Origin of the sequence: Microbacterium sp., assembly GCF_051860965.1 — a bacterium.
GTDB lineage: Bacteria > Actinomycetota > Actinomycetes > Actinomycetales > Microbacteriaceae > Microbacterium.
The window spans coordinates 228,641-249,292 of the sequence record NZ_JBIMKU010000002.1; the positions used below are offsets into that span (position 1 = coordinate 228,641).

A 20,652-nucleotide genomic window follows, 5' to 3' on the forward strand; every position below is an offset into this window, starting at 1 on the left:
ATCCCGCGGACGACAGGAAGGCAGAATCATGGCACGCGAGGTCCTCAGCATCGGCCAGGTGCGCATCCACTCCGGCAGCGCGACGCGCGAGGAGGCGATGAAGGAGGCCGCCGACATCCTCGAGTCCGCGGGCGCCGTCACGAACGCCTACTTCGACGCGATGCAGCAGCGCGAGCAGACCGTCTCGACCTACATGGGCAACGAGCTCGCGATCCCGCACGGGACGAACGAGACGAAGCACACGATCCTCGACTCGGCCCTGTCGGTCGTCCGCTACGACGGCGGCGTGGACTGGGGCGGCGAGCCCGTCACCTTCGTCGTCGGCATCGCCGGCAAGGGCGACGAGCACCTCGAGATCCTGTCGCAGATCGCCATCCTCTTCTCGGACGAGGACGAGGTCGCCAAGCTCAAGCAGGCGGCGTCGCCCGAGGAGCTCTACGCCCTGGTCTCGGCTGCGGGCGTGTGATGAAGGCCGTCCACTTCGGCGCAGGCAACATCGGCCGCGGCTTCGTCGGGCTCCTTCTGCACGAGGGCGGCTACGAGCTGGTCTTCTCGGATGTCGCAGCTCCTCTCGTCGACGCGATCAACGACGTCTCGGAGTACACCGTCCACGAGGTGGGCGACGGCGGCAAGGACACCGTCGTCACCGGCTTCCGCGCGATCAACAGCGCCGAGCATCCCGATCAGGTGATCGAGGAGATCGCCGGCGCGAACGTCGTGACGACCGCGGTCGGCCCGACGATCCTCAAGTTCGTCGCACCGAACATCGTGGCGGCGCTCGCGCTGCGCGATCCGTCGTCCCCTCCGCTGCAGATCATGGCGTGCGAGAACGCGATCAACGCGACCGACCTGCTGCGCGACGAGATGAAGGCCGTCGCCGGCGAGGCGTGGGACGCCCTCACAGGGCGCGCCGTGTTCGCCAACACGGCCGTCGACCGGATCGTCCCGGCGCAGCCGCCCGGCGAGGGGGTGGATGTCACGGTCGAGCCGTTCTTCGAATGGGCCATCGAGCGGCCCCCGTTCGGCGACGACCCGCCGAACATCCCCGGCGCGCACTTCGTCGACGACCTCGCTCCGTACATCGAGCGCAAGCTCTTCACCGTCAACACCGGCCACGCGACGACGGCGTACTTCGGCGCGGCGGCCGGGATCGACACGATCGCGGGCTCCCTCGCCGATCCCGCTGTCGCCGAGGCCGTCGAGAAGGCGCTCGAAGAGACCTCCGCACTGCTCGTCGCGAAGCACGAGCTCGACCCCGTCGCACAGGCCGAGTACCGCGCGACGATCCTGCGGCGCTTCCGCAACGCGGCACTCCCCGACACCGTGTGGCGCGTCGGCCGCCAGCCCCTGCGCAAGCTGTCGCGCCACGAGAGGTTCGTGGGCCCCGCGGCTGAAGCCGCCGAACGCGGCCTGGAGGTCGACGGCCTCGTCGCGGCGATGGGCGCGGCGCTCGCGTTCGACGACGCCGAAGACCCTCAGTCCGTCGACCTGCAGCGGCAGATCCGGGAGATGGATGCCGCGAGCTTCACGGCATCCGTCACGGGCCTCGAACAGGACCACCCGCTCTTCGCGCGCGTGCAGAAGATCGTCGAGGACCGCCAGGCGGAGATCGCGTGAGCGAACGCGCGAGGGCGCCACGCTGGCGGCGCGTCCTCTGGTGGGTGCTCGGCTCGATCGGCGCGCTCGTGCTGGTGGCGGCGATCGGCATCGTCGTGTGGAGTCAGGTGGGCGTCATGGCCGCCGAGCCCGAGCCGCTCGCCGCGGTGCGCGCGGACGACCGCATCGTCATCACCGACGACTCCGGGGCGATCGTGCTCGCTCCCGCGTCGGGGGCCTCGGACGTCGGTCTCGTCTACATCCCGGGCGCGAAGGTCGACGCGTGGGCCTACGCCGCGAGGCTCTCGGGCGTCGTGGCAGAAGACGGGGTGACCGTCGTGATCACGAAGCCGTGGCTCAATCTCGCCTTCTTCGATCTGCGGCCCCTCGATGCGTTCACGTCGCTGGCGCCGAACGTCGACACGTGGATCGTCGGCGGACACTCGCTCGGCGGTGTGCGCGCGTGCCTGATGGCGACGGATGCCGACGCCCTCGCTCTCTTCGCGTCCTACTGCTCGAACGATCTGTCAGGCTCGGGACTGCCCGCGATCAGCATCTCGGGCTCGGAGGACGGCCTCTCCACACCGCAGAAGATCGAGGAGAACCGCCACCTGCTGCCCGCAGACGCCGAGTTCGTCGAGATCGACGGTGCGAGCCACGCCTCCTTCGGCGACTACGGCCCGCAGGCCGGCGATGGCACGCCCACGATCTCGGACGAGGAGATGACGGCGCAGCTGACCGAGCTGATCGGCGCGTTCGCGGCATCTCTGGGTGACTGAACGCGCTACCCGCGGCGCGTAGACTCTCCCGCCGTGACCCTCGCCGCAGCCTGCCTCGCCGCATTCGTCGCGGCCGTCATCCAGCGCATCACGGGGCTCGGTTTCGTGCTCGTGCTCCTCGGCCCGATCGTGCTCTTCTACGGTCCGCTCGAGGGGATCACGATCGGGGTGCTGCTCGCGCTCGTGGCATCGCTGAGCGCGGTGCCGCTCGTCTGGCGACAGGTCGAGTGGAAGCGCGCGTGGTGGCTCATCTGGCCGGGACTCATCGCGGCACCGTTCGCCGCGCTGCTCGTGCGGGTGCTGCCCGAGGCGGCGCTGCTGCTGCTCATCGCCGCGATGGCGTACTTCGCGCTCGTCGCCGGGTGGATCCCGGCGCTCGCGGCCGCGCTGCGCGGGCGATCGGGCGCCGTCGTCGCAGGGTCCGCCGCCGGCTTCATGCATGTCGCCAGCGGGCTCTCGGGCCCGCCGCTGGCCGCCTACGCCGTCGGCGACCAGTGGGAGCAGCGCCGCTTCGCCGCCAGCGTGCAGGTCATCTTCCTCGTGTTCTCGACAGTCTCGGTCCTGCTGCGCGGGCTGCCGGCATCCCCCATCGCCGACGTCTGGCTGCTCATCGCGGCGACCGTCGCCGGCATCCTCATCGGCACGCTCCTCACGCGCTTCGTGCCGCCGCGAATCGCCCGCATCGCCATGCTCTCGATCGCGTGGGCGGGGGCGACGGTGGTGCTCGTGCGCGGCATCCTGGCACTGTTGTCGTGACGATGCGGGATTCGAGTTAAGTCCCGCTAACATCGTCTGTCGTCAGGGTGGACGCCCGACACGAGGACGTGTGGAGAAGCATGGATCAGCAGCGCTACGCCATCATCGGGGCCGGCCCCTCCGGGCTGTCGGCCGCGCGCGCTCTCCAGAAGGCGGGCATCGCCTTCGACGGCTACGAGGCCTCGACGGGCGTCGGCGGCCTGTGGGACATCGAGAACCCCCGCTCTACGATGTACGAGTCCGCGCACCTCATCTCGTCGCGCACGACGACGGAGTTCGCCGAGTACCCCATGGACACGACGGCGGACTATCCGAGCCACAAGACCCTCATCCGCTACTTCCGCGACTTCGCCGATCACTTCGGCATCACCGGACTCTTCCGGTTCGCGACGAAGGTCACGGCGCTCGAACCCGTAGGAGAGGGGTGGATGCTGCGCGCCTCCGGCCCGGACGGCGACGTCGCTCAGCGCTATGACGGCGTCATCCTCGCCAACGGCACGCTGGCCGAGCCGAACGTGCCGACGTTCCGCGGCGAGTTCACCGGCGAGCTCATGCACACGTCGGCATACAAGTCCGCGACCCAGCTCACGGACAAGCGCGTGCTCATCATCGGCGCGGGGAACTCGGGATGCGACATCGCCGTCGATGCCGTGCACCACGCGGCATCCGTCGACATGAGCGTGCGGCGCGGCTACTACTTCGTGCCGCGATACCTCTTCGGCCGACCCTCCGACACCCTCAATCAGGGCAGGCCTCTGCCGGCGCGCATCAAGCAGTTCGTCGACAGGCGCGTGCTCCAGGCGTTCACCGGCGATCCCGTGCGATTCGGTTTCCCGAAGCCCGACTACAAGCTCTACGAGTCCCATCCCATCGTCAACACGCTCATCCTGAATCACCTCGGCCAGGGCGATCTGCAGATCCGGCCGGACATCGACCGGTTCGACGGTCGCGTCGTGCACTTCCGCGACGGATCGTCGGCCGAATACGACACGATCCTCCTCGCGACCGGCTACACGCTCGACTACCCGTTCGTCGCGCGGGACCAGCTGAACTGGACGGGGTGGTCGCCGAAGCTGTTCCTGAACGTCTTCCCGCCCTCGTTCAACGGGCTCTACGTCATGGGCATGATCGAGGCGTCCGGCATCGGCTGGCAGGGCCGCTACGAACAGGCCGAGCTCATCGCGGCCTACCTCTCCGCTCCCCCGGCGCAGCAGGCCGCGTTCCGCGAGCGCGTGAGGGTCGAGCCGTGGCCCGACCTCACCGGCGGATACAAGTACCTCGGGCTCGAGCGCATGTCGTACTACGTCAACAAGGACGCCTACCGGAGTGCCGTGAAGGAGGCCGCGGCAGGGCTCCGTCGTGACCCGTCCGAGCCTGCCCGGCGACGGCCGCCGAAGCGCTCGAAGAGGAGGATCGCCGCATGAACCCCGACGACATCGCCCTGAACTTCAACCCGGGCACGCTCGTGATCCTGAACGTCGTGCTGGGCCTCATCATGTTCGGGATCGCCCTCGACACGACACTCGACGACTTCAAGGCCGTCGCACGCAAGCCGAAGCCGTTCGTCATCGCGATCCTCGCGCAGCTCATCGTGCTGCCGGCCGTGACATTCGGTCTGACGCTCATCCTGCCCGTGACGCCGTCGATGGCTCTGGGCATGATCCTCGTGGCCTGCTGCCCACCGGGGAACATCTCGCAGGTGCTGACCCACCGCTCGGGCGGCAACGTCGCGCTGTCGGTCTCGATGACCGCCGTGTCCAACGTCGTCTACATCTTCGTGCTGCCCCTCAGCGTCGCGTTCTGGGGGTCGCTGCACCCCACCGCGAGCGGGCTGCTCGAGACCGTCGCGCTCAACCCGTGGACGATGCTGATCGACATCCTCCTGATCATCGGACTGCCCTTCGCGGCGGGCCTGTTCATCCGCAATCGCTTCCCCGCCTTCGCGACCAGGGTGCAGCCCTTCGTGAAGTGGTTCTCCCTGCTGGCGCTCGTCGGCTTCATCGTCGCCGCGCTCGCGGGCAACTGGGCCTTCTTCGTCGCCTTCCTGGGCATCATCGTGCTGGTCGTGACCGTGCACGACGCGGTCGCCCTGGCGATCGGCTACGGCACGGCGGTCGTCGGGGGCCTCGGCACCCGCGAGCGCAAGGCGATGACGTTCGAGGTCGGCATCCGCAACGCCGGCCTCGGACTCGGACTCGTCTTCACCTTCTTCGGCGGCCTCGGCGGCATGGCGATCGTCGCCGGCTGGTGGGGCATCTGGGACATCATCGCGGGGCTGCTCGTCGCCACCCTGTGGGCGCGGCACACGAGGAAGCGCACGGGGTCTTCGAAGGGGGATGCCTCGCGCCACGCGACGCCCGACGCGGCGGCGGCATCGTGACGCGCGTCCTCGTCACGGGCGGCGCCGGCTTCCTGGGCTCGCACGTCGTCGCGGCGCTCGTCGCCCGTGACGATGTCGATCTCGTCGTCGCGGGCGATGTGCGCGCACCGGAGCACCCCATCCAGGACGTCGTCTACGACGACTGCGACGTGACGCGCTCCGCAGGCCTCGTGCCGCTGATCGAGCGCCACGACATCGACGTCGTCGTGCATCTCGCGGCGATCGTCAACCCCGGGCTGGACCACGACCTCGAGTACCGCGTCGACGTCGGCGGATCGCGCAACGTGCTCGACGCCTGCCGCACGGCGGGGGTTCGGCGCCTCGTCGTCTCGTCGTCGGGCGCCGCCTACGGGTACCACCGGGACAATCCCGAGTGGCTCGTCGAGAGCGACCCCGTGCGCGGCAACGACGAGTTCGCGTACGCGAAGCACAAGCGGCTCGTCGAGGAGATGCTGGCGACGGCGCGCGAGACCGATCCGCAGCTCGAGCAGGTCGTGTTCCGCATCGGCACGATCCTCGGCCCGACGGTGCGGAATCAGATCACGGCCCTGTGGGACGGCCCCGCGATCCTCGCGATCGCGGGCTCGGATTCCCCCTTCGTCTTCGTATGGGTCGACGACGTCGCCGGAGCGATGGCCCGGGCCGCCACCGACGGCCCTCCGGGTGTCTACAACGTCGCGGGCGACGGGCGCGTCACGGTGCAGGAGCTCGCGAAGCGCCTCGGCAAGCCCCGCGTCACGGTTCCCGCGGGGCTGCTCGCGCTCGGTCTGCGCATCGGGCGCGCGCTGCGGCTCACGGTCCACGGACCCGAGCAGGTCGGCTTCCTGCGCTACCGCCCGGTGCTCGACAACGCAGCGCTCACGCGCGACTTCGGCTTCACGCCGGCCAAGACCTCCGCCGAGGCGTTCGAGGCGTATCTCGCGACGCACCCCGGCGTCGCGCGATCCTGACTCAGAGCCCCTGCCAGTCGGGCTTGTGGGCGAGGGCGTAGCGGTAGTAGTCGCTGAGCTTCAGGTTCGCCGCGGCGGCCTCGTCGACGATCACGGTGGCGTGACGGTGCAGCTGCACCGCCGAACCCGGACTGCTGGAGGTGACGGGCCCCTCGAGCGCGGCGGCGACGGCCTCCGCCTTCGCGTCGCCGAAGGCCAGCAGGAACACGTGACGCGCCTCGAGGATCGTCCCGATCCCCTGCGTGATGCAGTGCACCGGCACGTCGTCGGGCGAGTCGAAGAAGCGCGCGTTGTCGATGCGGGTGGGCTCCGTGAGCGTCTTGACGCGGGTGCGGGATGCCAGCGAGCTGCCGGGCTCGTTGAACCCGATGTGCCCCGTCCGACCGATGCCGAGGATCTGCAGGTCGACTCCGCCGGCTGCGGCGATGGCCTTCTCGTAGTCGTCCCCCGCCGTCTGGATGCTCGACGCGTTGTCGCCGGGGACGAGCACGCGGGCGGGATCGAGTCCCAGCGGCTCGACGACCTCGCGCGTGATGACCGCCCGATAGCTCTCGGGGTGACCGGCGGGCAGACCGACGTACTCGTCGAGCGCGAACCCGCGCACACGCGAGACATCCATGCCCTCGTCCGCGACGATGCGGGCGAGCGCCTCGTAGACGCGCAACGGCGTCGATCCCGTCGCGAGGCCGAGCACGGCATCCGGCTTCGCGGCGATGAGGTCGGCGATGGCCCGCGCGACGATCGCGCCGGCCTCCTGCTGGTCCTTCACGATGAGCACTTCGGCCATGGTTCCTCCGTCGTTCAAGGCTCGCGGGCGAACACGCCCCGGTACATCTTCGCGAAGGGCGCTCATCCCCGCCAATCGGGCGCTCGTCGACCCGATCGGGCCGACGCACGCCGTCAGCGGTCGAAGCCCTCGGCGATCAGCTCGATGAGCTCCTCGCGCTCCTCGACCGCGAGGAACGCCCCCGCAGCGGCGTTGAGCTGGAAGGCCTCGAAGTCGTCGAGGGTGTACTCGAACGTCTCGGCGAGCAGCGCGAGCTCGCGCGTCAGCGACGTGCGGCTCATCGTGCGGTTGTCGACGTTCACCGTGACCGAGAAGCCGAGCTGATAGAGCAGATCGAAGGGGTGGTCCTCGAGCGTCGTCCCCCACTGCGCGATCGCACCGGTCTGGAGGTTCGACGACGGCGAGAGCTCGAGCGGGATCTCGCGATCGCGCACCCACCGCGCGAGGTCGCCGAACTTGACGTAGACCTCGTCGGCCCCGCTCGAGACGACCTCGAGGTCCTCGGCGATGCGCACGCCGTGTCCGAGCCGGAGGGCGCGTCCGTCGATGAGCGCCCCGCGGATCGAGTCGAGACCCGCCGCCTCGCCGGCGTGCACCGTCACCGGGAAGAACTCCGACGCGAGGAAGTCGAACGCCGCCCGATGGTTGCCCGCCGGGAACCCGTCCTCGGGTCCGGCGATGTCGAACCCGACGGCGCCGCGATTGCGCCACGCGACGGCGAGCTCGGCGATCTCGAGCGAGCGATCGGTGTGACGCATCGCGGTGATGAGCTGGCCGACCCGGATGTCGGTGCCGGCGCGCTCCGCGGCATCCTCCCCCTGCTCGATGCCGTCCTGCACGGCCGCGACGACCTCCTCGAGCGACAGTCCGCGTGCCAGATGCTGCTCGGGCGCCCAGCGCACTTCGCCGTAGATCACGCCGTCGGCGGCGAGGTCCTCGACGAACTCTCTCGCGACGCGCGTGAGCCCCTCGCGCGTCTGCATGACCGCCGTCGTGAGGTCGAACGTCTTCAGGTACTCGACGAGCGAGCCGGAATCGCTCTTCTCGGCGAACCAGTCCGCGAGGTCGTCGGCATCCGACTCGGGCAGGTCCAGCCCGATCGCATCCCCCAGTTCGATGATCGTCGCAGGCCGCACGCCCCCGTCGAGGTGGTCGTGCAGCGAGACCTTGGGGAGTCCCCGGATCGAGAGTCCCTGCAGGTCGGCATCGCCGTGCTGGTCGATGGGCATGGTGTGCTCCTTCGTGGGGGTCAGGCGGTGATGCGCTCGAGGACGAGGGGGGCGGATGCCGGAGCCTCCGCACCGATGTCCCACGACCCCTCGAGGGCGTCGAGGGCACGCTCGAACCGCGTGTCATCGTGCCCGAGCAAGGTGAACACGGGCTGACCGGCGCGGACCGCGTCGCCCGGCTTCACGAGCAGGTCGATGCCCGCCGCGTGCATGACCGGATCCTGGGCGCGAGCACGCCCGGCACCCAGCCGCCAGGCGGCGATGCCGAACGGCAGCGCCTCCATGCGCGTCACGAAGCCGTCGGCGGGCGCCGTGACGGTGTGCGTCTCATGCGGCTGCGGCAGCGCGGCATCCGGGTCGCCGTCCTGCGCCCGGATCATGGCGCGCCAGGTGTCCATCGCGCGGCCGTCCTTCAGCGCCTCCTCGACGTCGGCGTCGGGGCGTCCCGCGAGCGTCAGCATCTCGCGCGCGAGCGCGACCGTGAGCTCGACGACATCGGCAGGGCCGCCTCCGGCCAGCACCTCGACAGACTCGCGCACTTCGTTGGCGTTGCCGATCGCGAGCCCCAGGGGCGTGTTCATGTCGGTGAGGAGCGCCGTCGTCGACACACCCGAATCGGTTCCCAGGGCGACCATCGTGCGGGCGAGCTCGCGCGCACGGTCGACGTCGCGCATGAAGGCGCCGGATCCGAACTTGACGTCGAGCACGAGCGAATCGGTTCCCTCGGCGATCTTCTTCGACATGATGCTGGATGCGATGAGCGGGATCGCCTCGACCGTGCCCGTCACATCGCGCAGAGCGTAGAGCTTCTTGTCTGCCGGGGCGAGCCCCGAGCCCGCGGCGCAGATGACGGCGCCGACATCGCGCAGCTGGGCGAACATCTCGTCGTTCGAGAGGGCCGCACGCCATCCCGGGATCGACTCGAGCTTGTCGAGCGTGCCGCCCGTGTGGCCGAGCCCGCGACCCGAGAGCTGCGGCACGGCGACGCCGAAGGCGGCCACGAGCGGCGCGAGCGGGAGGGTGATCTTGTCGCCGACGCCTCCGGTCGAGTGCTTGTCGACCGTCGGCTTTCCGAGGCCGGCGAAGCTCATGCGCTCGCCCGAGGCGATCATCGCTTCGGTCATGACGCGGATCTCGTCGCGCGTCATCCCGTTGAGCAGCACCGCCATCGCGAACGCCGCCATCTGCGAGTCCGCTACGTAGCCGCGGGTGTACGCATCGACCATCCAGCGCAGAGCGTCTTCCGGAACGGCTCCCCCGTCGCGCTTGGCGCGGATCACATCGACGGCGTCATGGGGCTCGACGTCCGTCATCGCAGGGCCCGTCCGAGATCGGGCGCCGTCATCGCGCGGCCTCTTCGAGGTCGCGCGGGCCCCAGGCGTCCGGCAGCACTTCGTCGATCGTGCGGATGCCCGAGACCGTCTCGAGCAGCATCCCGGGCACGGCGTGCTCGAAGAGCAGCTGCCGGCATCGACCGCACGGCATGATCGTGTGGCCGTCGTTGTTGACGCACACGAAGGCGACGAGCTGGCCGCCTCCCGACATGTGCAGCTCGGACACCAGCCCGCACTCGGCGCACAGCGTCACGCCGTACGACGCGTTCTCGACGTTGCAGCCCTGCACGATGCGGCCGTCCGATACGAGCGCCGCGGCGCCGACCTTGTAACGCGAGTACGGCGCGTAGGCGCGGTGCATCGCCTCCGTGGCGGCCGTCCGCAGCTCGTCCCAGTCGATGTCGGTCACGGATGCCTCATCCCTTTATGTATGGTTTGCCGGCCGCTGCGGGCCCGCGGATCTGACCGGCGAAGCCTGCGACCGCGAGGATCGTCACGACGTACGGCAGCATCGCCATGAACTCGCTCGGAATCGGCGTCTGCAGGACCGACAGCAGATTGCGGAGGTTCGTGGCGAAGCCGAACAGCAGCGCCGCGAGCGTCGCGCGGATCGGGTCCCAGCGGCCGAAGATGACGGCCGCGAGGGCGATGAAGCCGAGACCCGCGGTCATGTCCTTCGTGAAGGCCGGCACCGAGACGAGCGTGAAGTACGCACCGCCGATGCCGGCGATCGCACCCGCGAGCGAGACGTTCCAGAACCGCGACGAGTTGACCTTGATGCCGACCGTGTCGGCCGCCTGCGGGTGCTCGCCCACGGCGCGCAGGCGCAGACCCCACCGGGTGCGGTAGAGCCCCCAGGCCACGACGGCGACGGTCGCGTACATGAGGTACCCGATGAAGGTCTGGTTGAACAGGACGGGTCCGATGATCGGGATGTCGCCGAGGAGCGGGATCTTCAGCCGCTCGAAGGTGACCGCTCGGTTGAGCGTGGCTTCGTTCGGCACGAGGAGCGCGCCGTACAGGAAGCCCGTGAGCCCCGCGACGAGCACGTTCAGCACGACACCGACGATGACCTGGTCCACGAGGTACTTGATCGAGAACGCCGCGAGCACGAACGCGACGAGGACGCCGCCGGCCATCGCGCCGACGAGGCCGACGAACGGGTTGTTGGTGATGCTCGAGAGCACGGCGCCAGTGAACGCGCCGAAGAGGAACTGACCCTCGATCGCGACGTTGACGACGCCGACCCGCTCGCCGATGACGCCGCCGAGCGCGCCGAAGATGAGCGGGATCGACAGCGACACCGCGCCGAACAGCAGACCCGTGACCGGGACCAGGCCGTCGGCGGCCGCCCAGACGAGGAACGCGAAGATCGCGAGCAGGCCGTAGACGATCGCGAGCCACATGCCGGGCTTGCGATAGCTGTACGCCTGCCACACGGCGAAGATCGTCAGCACGAGGAGCACGGCCCAGACGATCCAGCTCGTCGCGGCGGTCGGCACCGACACGACGGGGAGCGTGAAGGACGAACTGGCGTCGCCGAGTCGGAAGCTCGATTCGCCCGAGCGCGGCGAGAACAGGAAGAGCAGCGCGAGGAGGACCGTGACGATCCCCAGCGTGATCGAGAGCTTCCACGAGCGCACCTTGACGGTGGCGAGGTGCGGGATGCCCGAGACATCAGCCGCTGCGAGAGCGGTCATGACATCACCGCCTTCTTCGCGGCCTTGGCTCTCGCCTTGGCCGCCTTCTCGGCGTCGGTCTTCGGCAGGAAGAAGATCGTGCGGATGAGCGGCGGCGCCGCGATGAACAGCACGATGAGCGACTGCACGACCAGCACGATGTCGACGGGGATGCCCTGCGACGCCTGCATCGTGAACGAGCCGGCCTTGAGCGCGCCGAACAGCAGACCGGCCGCGAACACGCCCCACGCGCGGCTGCGGCCGAGCAGGGCGACCGTGATGGCGTCGAAGCCGATGCCGGCGTCGATCGTGCTGTCGAAGCCCGTCGTCACGGCGCCCTGGATCTGGTTCATGCCGGCGAGGCCCGCGAGGCCACCGGCGAACAGCATCGCGTAGATGTACATGCGCTGCACCGAGATCCCCGATGCCCGTGCGGCGTGCGGGTTCTCACCCACGGCGCGGAGGCGGAACCCCAGGCTCGACCGCTCGATGAGCCACCAGACGAAGACCGTCGCGCCGATGACGATGACGAATCCCCAGTCCAGCAGCGGGAAGCGCGGGCCGAAGAGCTCCGGGAACTGCGCGTTCGCCGGAGTCGGCGCCGAGATGGGCTGGCCGCCTGCGGGCCGCTGCAGCACGCCGGGCGTGCGCACCATCCACTGCACGAGGTAGATCGCGACGTAGTTGAGCATGATCGTCAGGATCACCTCGTGTGCGCCCGTGCGCGCCTTCAGGAGCCCCACGATGCAGCCCCAGATCGCACCGCCCGCGATGCCCGCCGCGAGCGTGACGGGGATCTGCAGGAACATCGGCAGGTTCAGGTTGAACGTCAGCAGCGCTGCCACGGCGCACCCGATCAGGATCTGGCCGCGGGCGCCGATGTTGAACAGGCCCACCCGGAACGCCAGACCCACGCCGAGGCCGGCCGCGATGAGCGGAGCCGCGAAGCCGAGGGTGTTCGTCAGCGGACGGATCTGGGTGAGGAAGTCGTCGGCGCGTGCATTGAAGATCGACCCGCGGAAGAGCGCCTCGTAGCCGCCGTAGACCGAGTTCCAGATGGCCACGAACGTGTCGCCGGGGCGGCTGAAGAAGTAGACGGATGCCGCCTGCACCTCTTTGTTGGTCGCCGCCATCAGGATGCCGCCGACGATGACCGCCGCGACGATCGCGAGAAGCGTCGTCACCCAGTTGCTGCGCAGCAGCTCCTTGAGGAAGACGTTCTGCCTCGGCGCCGGGGCGAAGTCGTCGGCACCGGGCGTCGGTGCGGCCTCGCCGCCCGTGAGGGGGCCCGAGACCGGCGGCAGCTGCTCGGGCGGCAGGCCCTTCAGAGGCTCTCCGGCACCTGGTGTCTGACCGCTCACGCCGCCGCCTCCTCGGGCTTCTCGCCGGCCATCAGCAGGCCGAGCACATCTCGGGGGGTGTCGCCGGGGACGATGCCGACGATGCCGCCGCGGTACATCACCGCGATCCGGTCGGCGAGGGCTGAGACCTCGTCCAGTTCGGTCGAGACGACAACGACCGGGATGCCGGCATCCCGCGTCTCGATGATGCGCTTGTGGATGAACTCGATCGAGCCGACGTCGACGCCGCGTGTCGGCTGCGCCGCAACGAGCAGCTTGAGCTCGCGGCTCATCTCGCGGGCGATCACGACCTTCTGCTGGTTGCCGCCCGACAGGGTGCCGGCCGGGACCTGGGACCCCTGCGTGCGGATGTCGTACTCGGTGATCCGCGCCTTCGCGAAATCGTCGAGCGCGGCCCGGCGGATGGTTCCGCCGCGGACGAACTCGGGGTCGGACGAGCGGTCGAGGATCAGGTTCTCGGCGACGCTGAAGCCGCCCACCAGGCCGTCCTCGGTGCGGTCCTCGGGCACGAATCCGACGCCCTCGTCGAGGATGCCGCGCACCGACTTGCCGACCAGCTCGCGCCCGTCGAGCGAGATCGAACCGGTGACCCGCTCGGCGAGACCGACGATCGCCTCGACGAGCTCGGTCTGGCCGTTGCCCTGCACGCCCGCGACGGCGAGGACCTCGCCCGGGCGGACCTCGAAGTTCACGTCGTCGACGACGACGGTGCCGTCGGGCGCGATGACGCGCAGATCGCTCACGACGAGGCCGCCCTCGCCCAGCTTCGGCGCGTCCTTGTGCACCGTCAGCTCGACCGCGCGACCCACCATGAGCGACGCGAGCTCGGTGTTGGATGCTGTCGGGGATGCCTCGCCCACGACCTTGCCGAGACGGATGACGGTGATGCGGTCCGCGACCTCGCGGACTTCGCGGAGCTTGTGGGTGATGAAGACGATCGACGTGCCCTCATCGCGGAGCTGGCGCATGATGGCCATCAGCTCGTCGGTCTCCTGCGGGGTGAGCACCGCGGTCGGCTCGTCGAAGACGAGCACCTTCGCTTCGCGCGAGAGCGCCTTGATGATCTCGACGCGCTGCTGGACGCCGACCGGGAGGTCGCCCACGAGAGCGTCGGGATCCACTTCGAACCCGAACCGCTTGGCGACGTCGCGCACGTGCTGGCGAGCCTTCGGAAGGTCGAGGGCGCCGAGCGCCTTCGTGTCCTCGTGTCCGAGCATGACGTTCTCGGCGACCGTGAAGACGGGGATCAGCATGAAGTGCTGATGCACCATGCCGATCCCGGCGGCCATGGCATCGCCCGGGCCGCGGAAGTGCTGGACGACGTCGTCCATCAGGATCTCGCCCTCGTCGGCCTGATACAGGCCGTAGAGGACGTTCATCAGGGTGGACTTGCCGGCGCCGTTCTCGCCCAGGAGGGCGTGGATCTCACCCGGTTCGACCACGAGATCGATGTGGTCGTTCGCGACGAGAGTCCCGAACCGCTTCGTGATCCCACGGAGCTCGAGCTTCATAGATGCACCTTATCTAGTGACGCGCGCGGCCAGGAAGGACCGCGCCCGGAAGACCGCGGCCGGGTGGATGAGTCATCCACCCGGCCGCGGCACGGTACTGCGAATCGATTACGGCGAGCTGGGCGAGGTGACCTCGAGCTCACCCGAGATGATCTGCTCCTGCAGCGCCGCGAGCTCGTCGGTCAGACCGGCGGGCAGCTGCGACTCGAAGGAGCCGAAGCCCGACAGGCCGACGCCCTCGTTCTCGAGCGTGCCGACGTACGGCGTGACGTCGAAGTCGCCGGCGGACGCCTGCATCGTCGCGTCGTAGACGGCCTGGTCGATGCGCTTCATGATCGAGAAGAGCACCAGATCGGCGACCGACGGGTCGGCGACCGCGAGGTCGGAGTCGACACCGATCAGCAGGCTGCTCGAGCTGGTCTCGGTGATCGCCGCCGCGGCGCTCTGGTAGATCGGGCCGCCGACCGGCAGGAGCACGTCGACACCCTGGTCGAGCACACCCTGCATGGCCTGCTTCGAGTCGTCGTTCGCGTCGAAGTTGTTCGTGAACGAACCCTCCTGCGTGGCGACGTCCCAGCCGACCGTGGCGACCGACGCGCCCTTGTCCTCGTTGTACTTCGCGACGCCGTCGATGAAGCCGTCCATGAAGATCGTCACCGGCGGGATCTTGATGCCGCCGACCGTGCCGACCTTGTTGACGCCGGCCTCGGCCGACCATGCCGCGGCGGCGTAGCCACCGAGGTACGCGGCCTGGACCGTGTCGAACATGAGGGGCTTGATGTTGGGCGCGTCGGTGACGCCGTCGCCCTTGGGCGAACCGTCGTCGTTCGTGGCGCCCTCGTTGTCGGCGAAGTCGTCGATGAGCGCGTAGTCGATGTCGGGGTTCGCGAGCGCCGAGGCGATCGTGTCGGCCGAGAGCTTGAAGCCGACCGCGACGATGAAGTCGCAGCCCTCGGCGACGAGGTTCTCGAGGTTCGACGCGTAGTCGTTGGCGCTGCGCGACTCGACCTCGACGGGTGTGACGCCGAGCTCGTCCGCCGCCCTCTCCATGCCCTCGAGGGCCGACTGGTTGAACGACTTGTCGTTGAAGCCGCCGTCGTCGGAGACGAGGCAGGGAACGAAGTCGAGCGCTTCGGGCGCGTCCGACCCGTCGCCGCCGGTCTCGGGTGCTGCGCCGCAGCCCGCGAGGACGAGGGCGAAGGCTGCTGCTGCTGCGGCTGCTCCGACGAGCTTCTTGGTGCGTGAGATGGTCAACTCAGGCCTCCACATCCATGGCCCCGCGTCTCTCACGGGGACGCTAAACGTTACCGAGTGTGACGCGGGGGTTGCATGCTCCGCGAACCCGGAATCGGCAATGGTTACAAAGACGCAACAACCTCGTCATCCCTCGCCTCAGAGCACGTCGCCCCGGCCCGTGAGCTTCAGGGCGTCGACGACGCCCTTGACACGCTGCGCGTGCTCGGTCGAGGTCACCAGGAGCGCATCCTCGGTGTCGACGATCACGATGTCCTTGACGCCGATGACGCTGATGACCCGCGGCGTGTGGCTCACGACGATGCCGCTCGCGGCATCCGCCAGCACGCGCGCGTTCGATCCCAGGATCGCCAGGTTCTCCTTGCGGCCACCGGAGTTGAGCTTCGACAGGCTGGCGAAGTCGCCCACGTCGTCCCAGTCGAAGTGGCCCGGGACGACCGCGAGCCGCCCCTTGGCGGCGGCGGGCTCCGCGACGGCGTAGTCGATCGCGATCTTCGTGAGGGTCGGCCACACGCGGTCGACGACCGGACCACGGGCATCCCGATCGTCCCACGCGTCGGCCAGCTCCATGAGCCCCGCGTGCAGCTCGGGCTGGTTCGCCTCGATCTCGGCGAGCAGCACGTCCGCGCGCGAGATGAACATGCCGGCGTTCCACAGATACGACCGCGCCATGAGGTACTCGGTCGCGGTCTCGAGGTCGGGCTTCTCGACGAAGTGCTCGACGAGCGCCGCTTCGGGCGCGCCGTCGATGATGAGCCCCTCGCCCTTCTTGATGTACCCGAAGCCGACCGAGGGCTCGGAGGGCTGGATGCCGATCGTCGCGATGTAGCCCGCGCGTGCCGTCGCGACGGCCTGGCGCACCGCCCAGTCGAACAGGTGCGGCACCCGGATGACGTGGTCGGCGGCGAAGGAGCCGATGATGACGTCGGGCTCGCGGCGCACGAGGATCGCGGCGGCGAGACCGATCGCCGCTGTCGAGTCGCGCGGCTCCGACTCGAGGAAGACGTTCTTGTCGGGGATGCCGGGCAGCTCGCCCTCGACCGCCGCACGGTGCGCCCGACCCGTGACGACGGCGATCCGATCGGCGCCGGTGAGCGGCTCGAGGCGGTCCCACGTGCCGCGCAGGAGCGTGTGCCCGGAGCCCGTGAGATCGTGCAGGAACTTGGGCGCATCGGCTCGCGACAGCGGCCACAGACGGCTGCCGATGCCGCCCGCCGGGATCACGGCGTAGAAATCCTCGATCGTCTCGGTCATGCCCTCAGGCTATCGGGGAGGTCCCGCAGGACCAGTTATCTCGACATCGAGACAACTTAGGTGCACCTAATCGCCGGTGTCCCGCGGTCGGCGTTAGGATCGAGCCAGCGCCAGCGTGACGCCGGTGACCCGAATCCGCATCAGGCGGGTCATCTTGGGGGGCATTCTTCGTCCCCGCTTCATGATCGAGTCAGGGAGGACGGCCGTGTCGGCACCAGCCCGCGTGACACCGTCAGTTTCAGAGACGACGTCCAAAGTCCCCCGCGGCACGCTGTACCGCGGCAACGAAGGCATGTGGTCGTGGGTTCTGCACCGCATCACCGGCGTCGCGATCTTCTTCTTCCTGCTGGTGCACGTGCTCGACACGGCCCTCATCAGGGTCTCGCCCGAGGCGTACGACGCCGTCATCGGCACCTACAAGAACCCGATCATGGCGCTGGGCGAGGTCGTGCTCGTCGCCGCCATCGCCTATCACGCGTACAACGGGCTGCGCATCATCGCCGTCGACCTCTGGCCGTGGGCCACGCGCCACCAGCGCCAGCTGTGGTGGGGCGTCCTGGGCATCTGGGCGGTGACGATGGCCGGTTTCGCGCCGCGTCACCTCATGCTCGCGTTCGCACCCGCCACGGGAGGGGGGCACTGATGACCGCCATCGCCGATCCCCGATCGCCGCACGTCGCCGTCCGCCGCAAGGGACCCAACCTCGAGAAGTGGGGCTGGATCTACATGCGCGTCTCGGGCGTGCTGCTGGTCGTCCTCATCTTCGGGCACCTCTTCGTCAACCTCATGCTCGGCGAGGGCATCCACGGCATCGACTTCGCGTTCGTCGCGGGCAAGTACGCCACGCCGTTCTGGCAGTGGTGGGACTTCCTCATGCTGGTGCTCGCGCTGGTCCACGGCGCGAACGGCATGCGCACGATCGTGAACGACTACGTCACGCACGACCGCACACGCCGCGTCCTCGTCTGGGCGCTGTGGCTCGCCGCCGGGTTCCTCATCGTCCTCGGATCGCTCGTGATCTGGACCTTCGACCCCTGCCTCGGCTTCGACCCGTCGACGGCCTCCGACACCATGATCTCCATCTGCTCGTAGTTCGGGCATCCCCGACCGACGACTCCTGAAAGCACCCTCTGTGAGCACCCAGACAACCGACAGCTACGTCAAGGACGGCGTCCACTACCACGAGTTCGACATCGTCATCGTGGGTGCCGGCGGCGCCGGCATGCGCGCCGCGATCGAGGCGGGTCCCGGAGCCCGCACGGCCGTCATCACGAAGCTCTACCCCACGCGCTCCCACACGGGCGCCGCGCAGGGCGGCATGGCCGCGGCGCTCGCGAACGTCGAAGAGGACTCGTGGGAGTGGCACACCTTCGACACCGTCAAGGGCGGCGACTACCTCGTCGACCAGGACGCCGCCGAGATCCTCGCGAAAGAGGCGATCGACGCGGTCATCGATCTCGAGAACATGGGCCTGCCGTTCAACCGCACCCCCGAAGGCAAGATCGACCAGCGGCGCTTCGGCGGCCACACGGCCGACCACGGCAAGACGCCGGTCCGCCGCGCGTGCTACGCCGCGGACCGCACGGGCCACATGATCCTGCAGACGCTCTTCCAGAACTGCGTCAAGCTCGGCATCAACTTCTTCAACGAGTTCTACGTCCTCGACCTCATCACGGTCGACAAGGAGGACGGGTCGAAGGAGATCGCGGGCGTCGTGGCCTACGAGCTGGCGACCGGCGACCTCCACGTCTTCCACTCGAAGGCCGTGATCTTCGCCACGGGCGGTTTCGGCAAGATCTTCAAGACGACCTCCAACGCCCACACGCTCACGGGCGACGGCGTGGGGATCATCTGGCGCAAGGGACTCCCCCTCGAGGACATGGAGTTCTTCCAGTTCCACCCGACAGGACTCGCCGGGCTCGGCATCCTGCTCACCGAGGGCGCCCGCGGCGAGGGCGCGATCCTCCGCAACGTCAGCGGCGAGCGCTTCATGGAACGTTACGCACCCACCATCAAGGACCTCGCCCCGCGCGACATCGTGAGCCGCTGCATGGTGCAGGAGGTGGCCGAGGGCCGGGGTGCCGGCCCGCACCGCGACTACGTGCTGCTCGACTGCACCCACCTCGGCGCCGAGGTGCTCGAGACGAAGCTCCCCGACATCACCGAATTCGCCCGCACGTACCTCGGCGTCGACCCCGTCGTCGAGCCCGTCCCGGTGATGCCCACCGCGCACTACGCGATGGGCGGCATCCCCACCAACAACGACGCGCAGGTGCTGAGCGACAACACCACGGTCGTGCCGGGGCTCTACGCAGCCGGCGAGTGCGCGTGCGTCTCGGTGCACGGCTCGAACCGCCTGGGCACCAACTCGCTCCTCGACATCAACGTCTTCGGCAAGCGCGCCGGCAAGAACGCCGTGCAGTACGTCCAGACGGCCGAGTTCGTTCCGCTGCCCGAGGATCCCGCCAAGGAGGTCCGCGAGCTCATCGAGGGTCTGCGTGCCAACCAGGGCACCGAGCGCATCGCCGTGCTGCGCAAGAAGCTGCAGGACGAGATGGACCGCAAGGCCCAGGTGTTCCGCACCGACGAATCCCTCGGCGAGGTGCTCGACGTCATCGAGGAGCTCCGCGAGCGCTACAAGAACATCCACGTCGACGACAAGGGCAAGCGGTTCAACACCGACCTGCTCGAGGCGGTCGAGCTCGGATTCCTCCTCGACATCGCCGAGGTCGTCGTCGTGACGGCGCGCAACCGCGAAGAGAGCCGCGGCGGCCACATGCGCGACGACTACCCCACGCGCGATGACGAGAAGTACATGCAGCACACGATGGCGTATCTGTCGGGGGATGCCGGCTCCTCGCACTCCGACGACCACATCCGCCTGGACTGGAAGCCCGTCGTCTTCACGAAGAACGAAGCCGGCGAGTTGCGCTACCCGCCGTTGGAGAGGAAGTACTGATGTCGACAGCACTCGTCGAGCCCGGCGCGATCGATGCGATCGAGGCCGAGACCGCGGACGACACCGGCATCCAGTCGTTCCTCGTCACGTTCATCATCCGCCGCTTCGACCCCGAGGTCGACGAGGAGCCGCGCTGGGTGGACTACGACGTCGAGCTGTACTCGACCGACCGCGTGCTGGACGCCCTCCACAAGATCAAGTGGGAGGTCGACGGGTCCCTCACGTTCCGCCGCTCGTGCGCGCACGGCATCTGCGGCTCCGACGCGATGCGCATCAACGGGCGCAACCGGCTCGCGTGCAAGACCCTCATCAAGGATCTCGACATCTCGCAGCCCATCTACGTCGAGGCGATCAAGGGCCTGCCCCTCGAGAAGGATCTCGTCGTCGACATGGAGCCGTTCTTCGCGTCGTACCGCGAGGTACAGCCGTTCCTCATCGCGAGCTCGAAGCCCGAGCCCGGCAAGGAGCGCATCCAGTCGATCGTCGACCGCGAGGTGTTCGACGACACGACGAAGTGCATCCTGTGCGCCGCGTGCACGTCGTCGTGCCCCGTCTTCTGGACCGACGGCCAGTACTTCGGTCCCGCCGCGATCGTCAACGCGCACCGCTTCATCTTCGACTCGCGCGACGACGCGGGCGACGTGCGCCTCGACATCCTCAACGACAAAGAGGGCGTGTGGCGCTGCCGCACGACCTTCAACTGCACCGAGGCCTGCCCGCGCGGCATCGAGGTGACGAAGGCGATCGCCGAGGTGAAGCAGGCTGTTCTGCGCGGTCGCTCCTGACGGCGCCGCTCGCGGTCGCGGAGCGCCGCACGCAGATC

Annotated in this window: 20 protein-coding genes; 11 read left to right on the plus strand and 9 right to left on the minus strand. The window is 68.9% G+C overall.

What is annotated here, in order from left to right; genetic code table 11:
• Positions 1 to 28 precede the first annotated feature (28 nt).
• The 7 genes from ACTIFV_RS04570 to ACTIFV_RS04600 all read left to right on the plus strand — a co-directional run bounded on the left by ACTIFV_RS04570 (position 29) and on the right by ACTIFV_RS04600 (position 6,461).
• Positions 29 to 466 carry a PTS sugar transporter subunit IIA gene (locus ACTIFV_RS04570; RefSeq protein WP_439591589.1) on the plus strand — a complete coding sequence of 146 codons (438 nt, stop codon included), beginning with the start codon at positions 29 to 31 and terminating at the stop codon, positions 464 to 466.
• Positions 466 to 1,617, plus strand: a complete 1,152-nt coding sequence (locus ACTIFV_RS04575) for a mannitol-1-phosphate 5-dehydrogenase (protein WP_439591590.1) — start codon at positions 466 to 468, stop codon at positions 1,615 to 1,617. The genes ACTIFV_RS04570 and ACTIFV_RS04575 overlap by 1 nt, the downstream gene beginning before the upstream one ends.
• Positions 1,614 to 2,375 (plus strand): alpha/beta hydrolase, encoded by a 762-nt coding sequence (locus ACTIFV_RS04580; RefSeq protein ID WP_439591591.1) that lies wholly within the window; start codon positions 1,614 to 1,616, stop codon positions 2,373 to 2,375. The genes ACTIFV_RS04575 and ACTIFV_RS04580 overlap by 4 nt, the downstream gene beginning before the upstream one ends.
• 33 nt (positions 2,376 to 2,408) lie before the next feature.
• Positions 2,409 to 3,131, plus strand: coding sequence for a TSUP family transporter (locus tag ACTIFV_RS04585; protein ID WP_439591592.1), 723 nt, complete (start codon positions 2,409 to 2,411; stop codon positions 3,129 to 3,131).
• An 80-nt stretch (positions 3,132 to 3,211) separates the two neighbouring features.
• A complete protein-coding gene (locus ACTIFV_RS04590) occupies positions 3,212 to 4,555 on the plus strand; it encodes a flavin-containing monooxygenase (RefSeq protein WP_439591593.1) in 1,344 nt (447 codons plus the stop codon).
• Complete coding sequence (locus ACTIFV_RS04595) at positions 4,552 to 5,511, plus strand: bile acid:sodium symporter family protein (RefSeq protein ID WP_439591594.1); 960 nt, start codon at positions 4,552 to 4,554, stop codon at positions 5,509 to 5,511. Before ACTIFV_RS04590 ends, ACTIFV_RS04595 begins: the two co-directional genes overlap by 4 nt.
• A complete protein-coding gene (locus ACTIFV_RS04600) occupies positions 5,508 to 6,461 on the plus strand; it encodes an SDR family oxidoreductase (RefSeq protein WP_439591595.1) in 954 nt (317 codons plus the stop codon). Before ACTIFV_RS04595 ends, ACTIFV_RS04600 begins: the two co-directional genes overlap by 4 nt.
• A gap of 1 nt (position 6,462) precedes the next feature.
• On the opposite strand, the gene nagB is transcribed toward ACTIFV_RS04600, so the two are convergent.
• From nagB to ACTIFV_RS04645, 9 genes are all read right to left on the minus strand, one after another.
• Entirely contained in the window at positions 6,463 to 7,248 is a 786-nt protein-coding gene (gene nagB, locus ACTIFV_RS04605) for a glucosamine-6-phosphate deaminase (protein ID WP_439591596.1), read from the minus strand.
• 113 nt (positions 7,249 to 7,361) lie between these two features.
• Positions 7,362 to 8,477 (minus strand): adenosine deaminase, encoded by a 1,116-nt coding sequence (locus ACTIFV_RS04610; protein WP_439591597.1) that lies wholly within the window; start codon positions 8,475 to 8,477, stop codon positions 7,362 to 7,364.
• A gap of 20 nt (positions 8,478 to 8,497) precedes the next feature.
• Positions 8,498 to 9,790 (minus strand): thymidine phosphorylase, encoded by a 1,293-nt coding sequence (locus ACTIFV_RS04615; protein ID WP_439591598.1) that lies wholly within the window; start codon positions 9,788 to 9,790, stop codon positions 8,498 to 8,500.
• Between the two features lie 28 nt (positions 9,791 to 9,818).
• The gene (locus ACTIFV_RS04620) at positions 9,819 to 10,220 is read right to left on the minus strand and encodes a cytidine deaminase (protein ID WP_439591599.1); all 402 of its coding nucleotides are present in this window, start codon (positions 10,218 to 10,220) and stop codon (positions 9,819 to 9,821) included.
• 7 nt (positions 10,221 to 10,227) lie between these two features.
• Positions 10,228 to 11,511: an ABC transporter permease gene (locus tag ACTIFV_RS04625; protein WP_439591600.1), complete on the minus strand. Its 1,284-nt coding sequence runs from the start codon at positions 11,509 to 11,511 to the stop codon at positions 10,228 to 10,230.
• Positions 11,508 to 12,851, minus strand: a complete 1,344-nt coding sequence (locus tag ACTIFV_RS04630; RefSeq protein WP_439591601.1) for an ABC transporter permease — start codon at positions 12,849 to 12,851, stop codon at positions 11,508 to 11,510. Before ACTIFV_RS04630 ends, ACTIFV_RS04625 begins: the two co-directional genes overlap by 4 nt.
• Positions 12,848 to 14,362 carry an ABC transporter ATP-binding protein gene (locus ACTIFV_RS04635; RefSeq protein ID WP_439591602.1) on the minus strand — a complete coding sequence of 505 codons (1,515 nt, stop codon included), beginning with the start codon at positions 14,360 to 14,362 and terminating at the stop codon, positions 12,848 to 12,850. The genes ACTIFV_RS04630 and ACTIFV_RS04635 overlap by 4 nt, the downstream gene beginning before the upstream one ends.
• A 108-nt stretch (positions 14,363 to 14,470) precedes the next feature.
• Positions 14,471 to 15,616, minus strand: coding sequence for a BMP family lipoprotein (locus ACTIFV_RS04640; RefSeq protein ID WP_439591603.1), 1,146 nt, complete (start codon positions 15,614 to 15,616; stop codon positions 14,471 to 14,473).
• A gap of 138 nt (positions 15,617 to 15,754) precedes the next feature.
• Positions 15,755 to 16,870, minus strand: coding sequence for a mannose-1-phosphate guanylyltransferase (locus ACTIFV_RS04645; protein ID WP_439591604.1), 1,116 nt, complete (start codon positions 16,868 to 16,870; stop codon positions 15,755 to 15,757).
• 205 nt (positions 16,871 to 17,075) lie between these two features.
• Between ACTIFV_RS04645 and sdhC the strand changes: the two genes are divergently transcribed.
• From sdhC to ACTIFV_RS04665, 4 genes are read left to right on the plus strand one after another with little or no spacing between them, the layout of a single operon-like run.
• Positions 17,076 to 17,513 carry a succinate dehydrogenase, cytochrome b556 subunit gene (sdhC, locus tag ACTIFV_RS04650; protein WP_439591605.1) on the plus strand — a complete coding sequence of 146 codons (438 nt, stop codon included), beginning with the start codon at positions 17,076 to 17,078 and terminating at the stop codon, positions 17,511 to 17,513.
• Positions 17,513 to 17,962: a succinate dehydrogenase hydrophobic membrane anchor subunit gene (locus ACTIFV_RS04655; protein WP_439591606.1), complete on the plus strand. Its 450-nt coding sequence runs from the start codon at positions 17,513 to 17,515 to the stop codon at positions 17,960 to 17,962. The genes sdhC and ACTIFV_RS04655 overlap by 1 nt, the downstream gene beginning before the upstream one ends.
• A gap of 40 nt (positions 17,963 to 18,002) precedes the next feature.
• Positions 18,003 to 19,829: a succinate dehydrogenase flavoprotein subunit gene (sdhA, locus tag ACTIFV_RS04660; protein WP_439591607.1), complete on the plus strand. Its 1,827-nt coding sequence runs from the start codon at positions 18,003 to 18,005 to the stop codon at positions 19,827 to 19,829.
• Positions 19,829 to 20,614: a succinate dehydrogenase iron-sulfur subunit gene (locus tag ACTIFV_RS04665; RefSeq protein ID WP_439591608.1), complete on the plus strand. Its 786-nt coding sequence runs from the start codon at positions 19,829 to 19,831 to the stop codon at positions 20,612 to 20,614. Before sdhA ends, ACTIFV_RS04665 begins: the two co-directional genes overlap by 1 nt.
• Positions 20,615 to 20,652 lie beyond the last annotated feature (38 nt).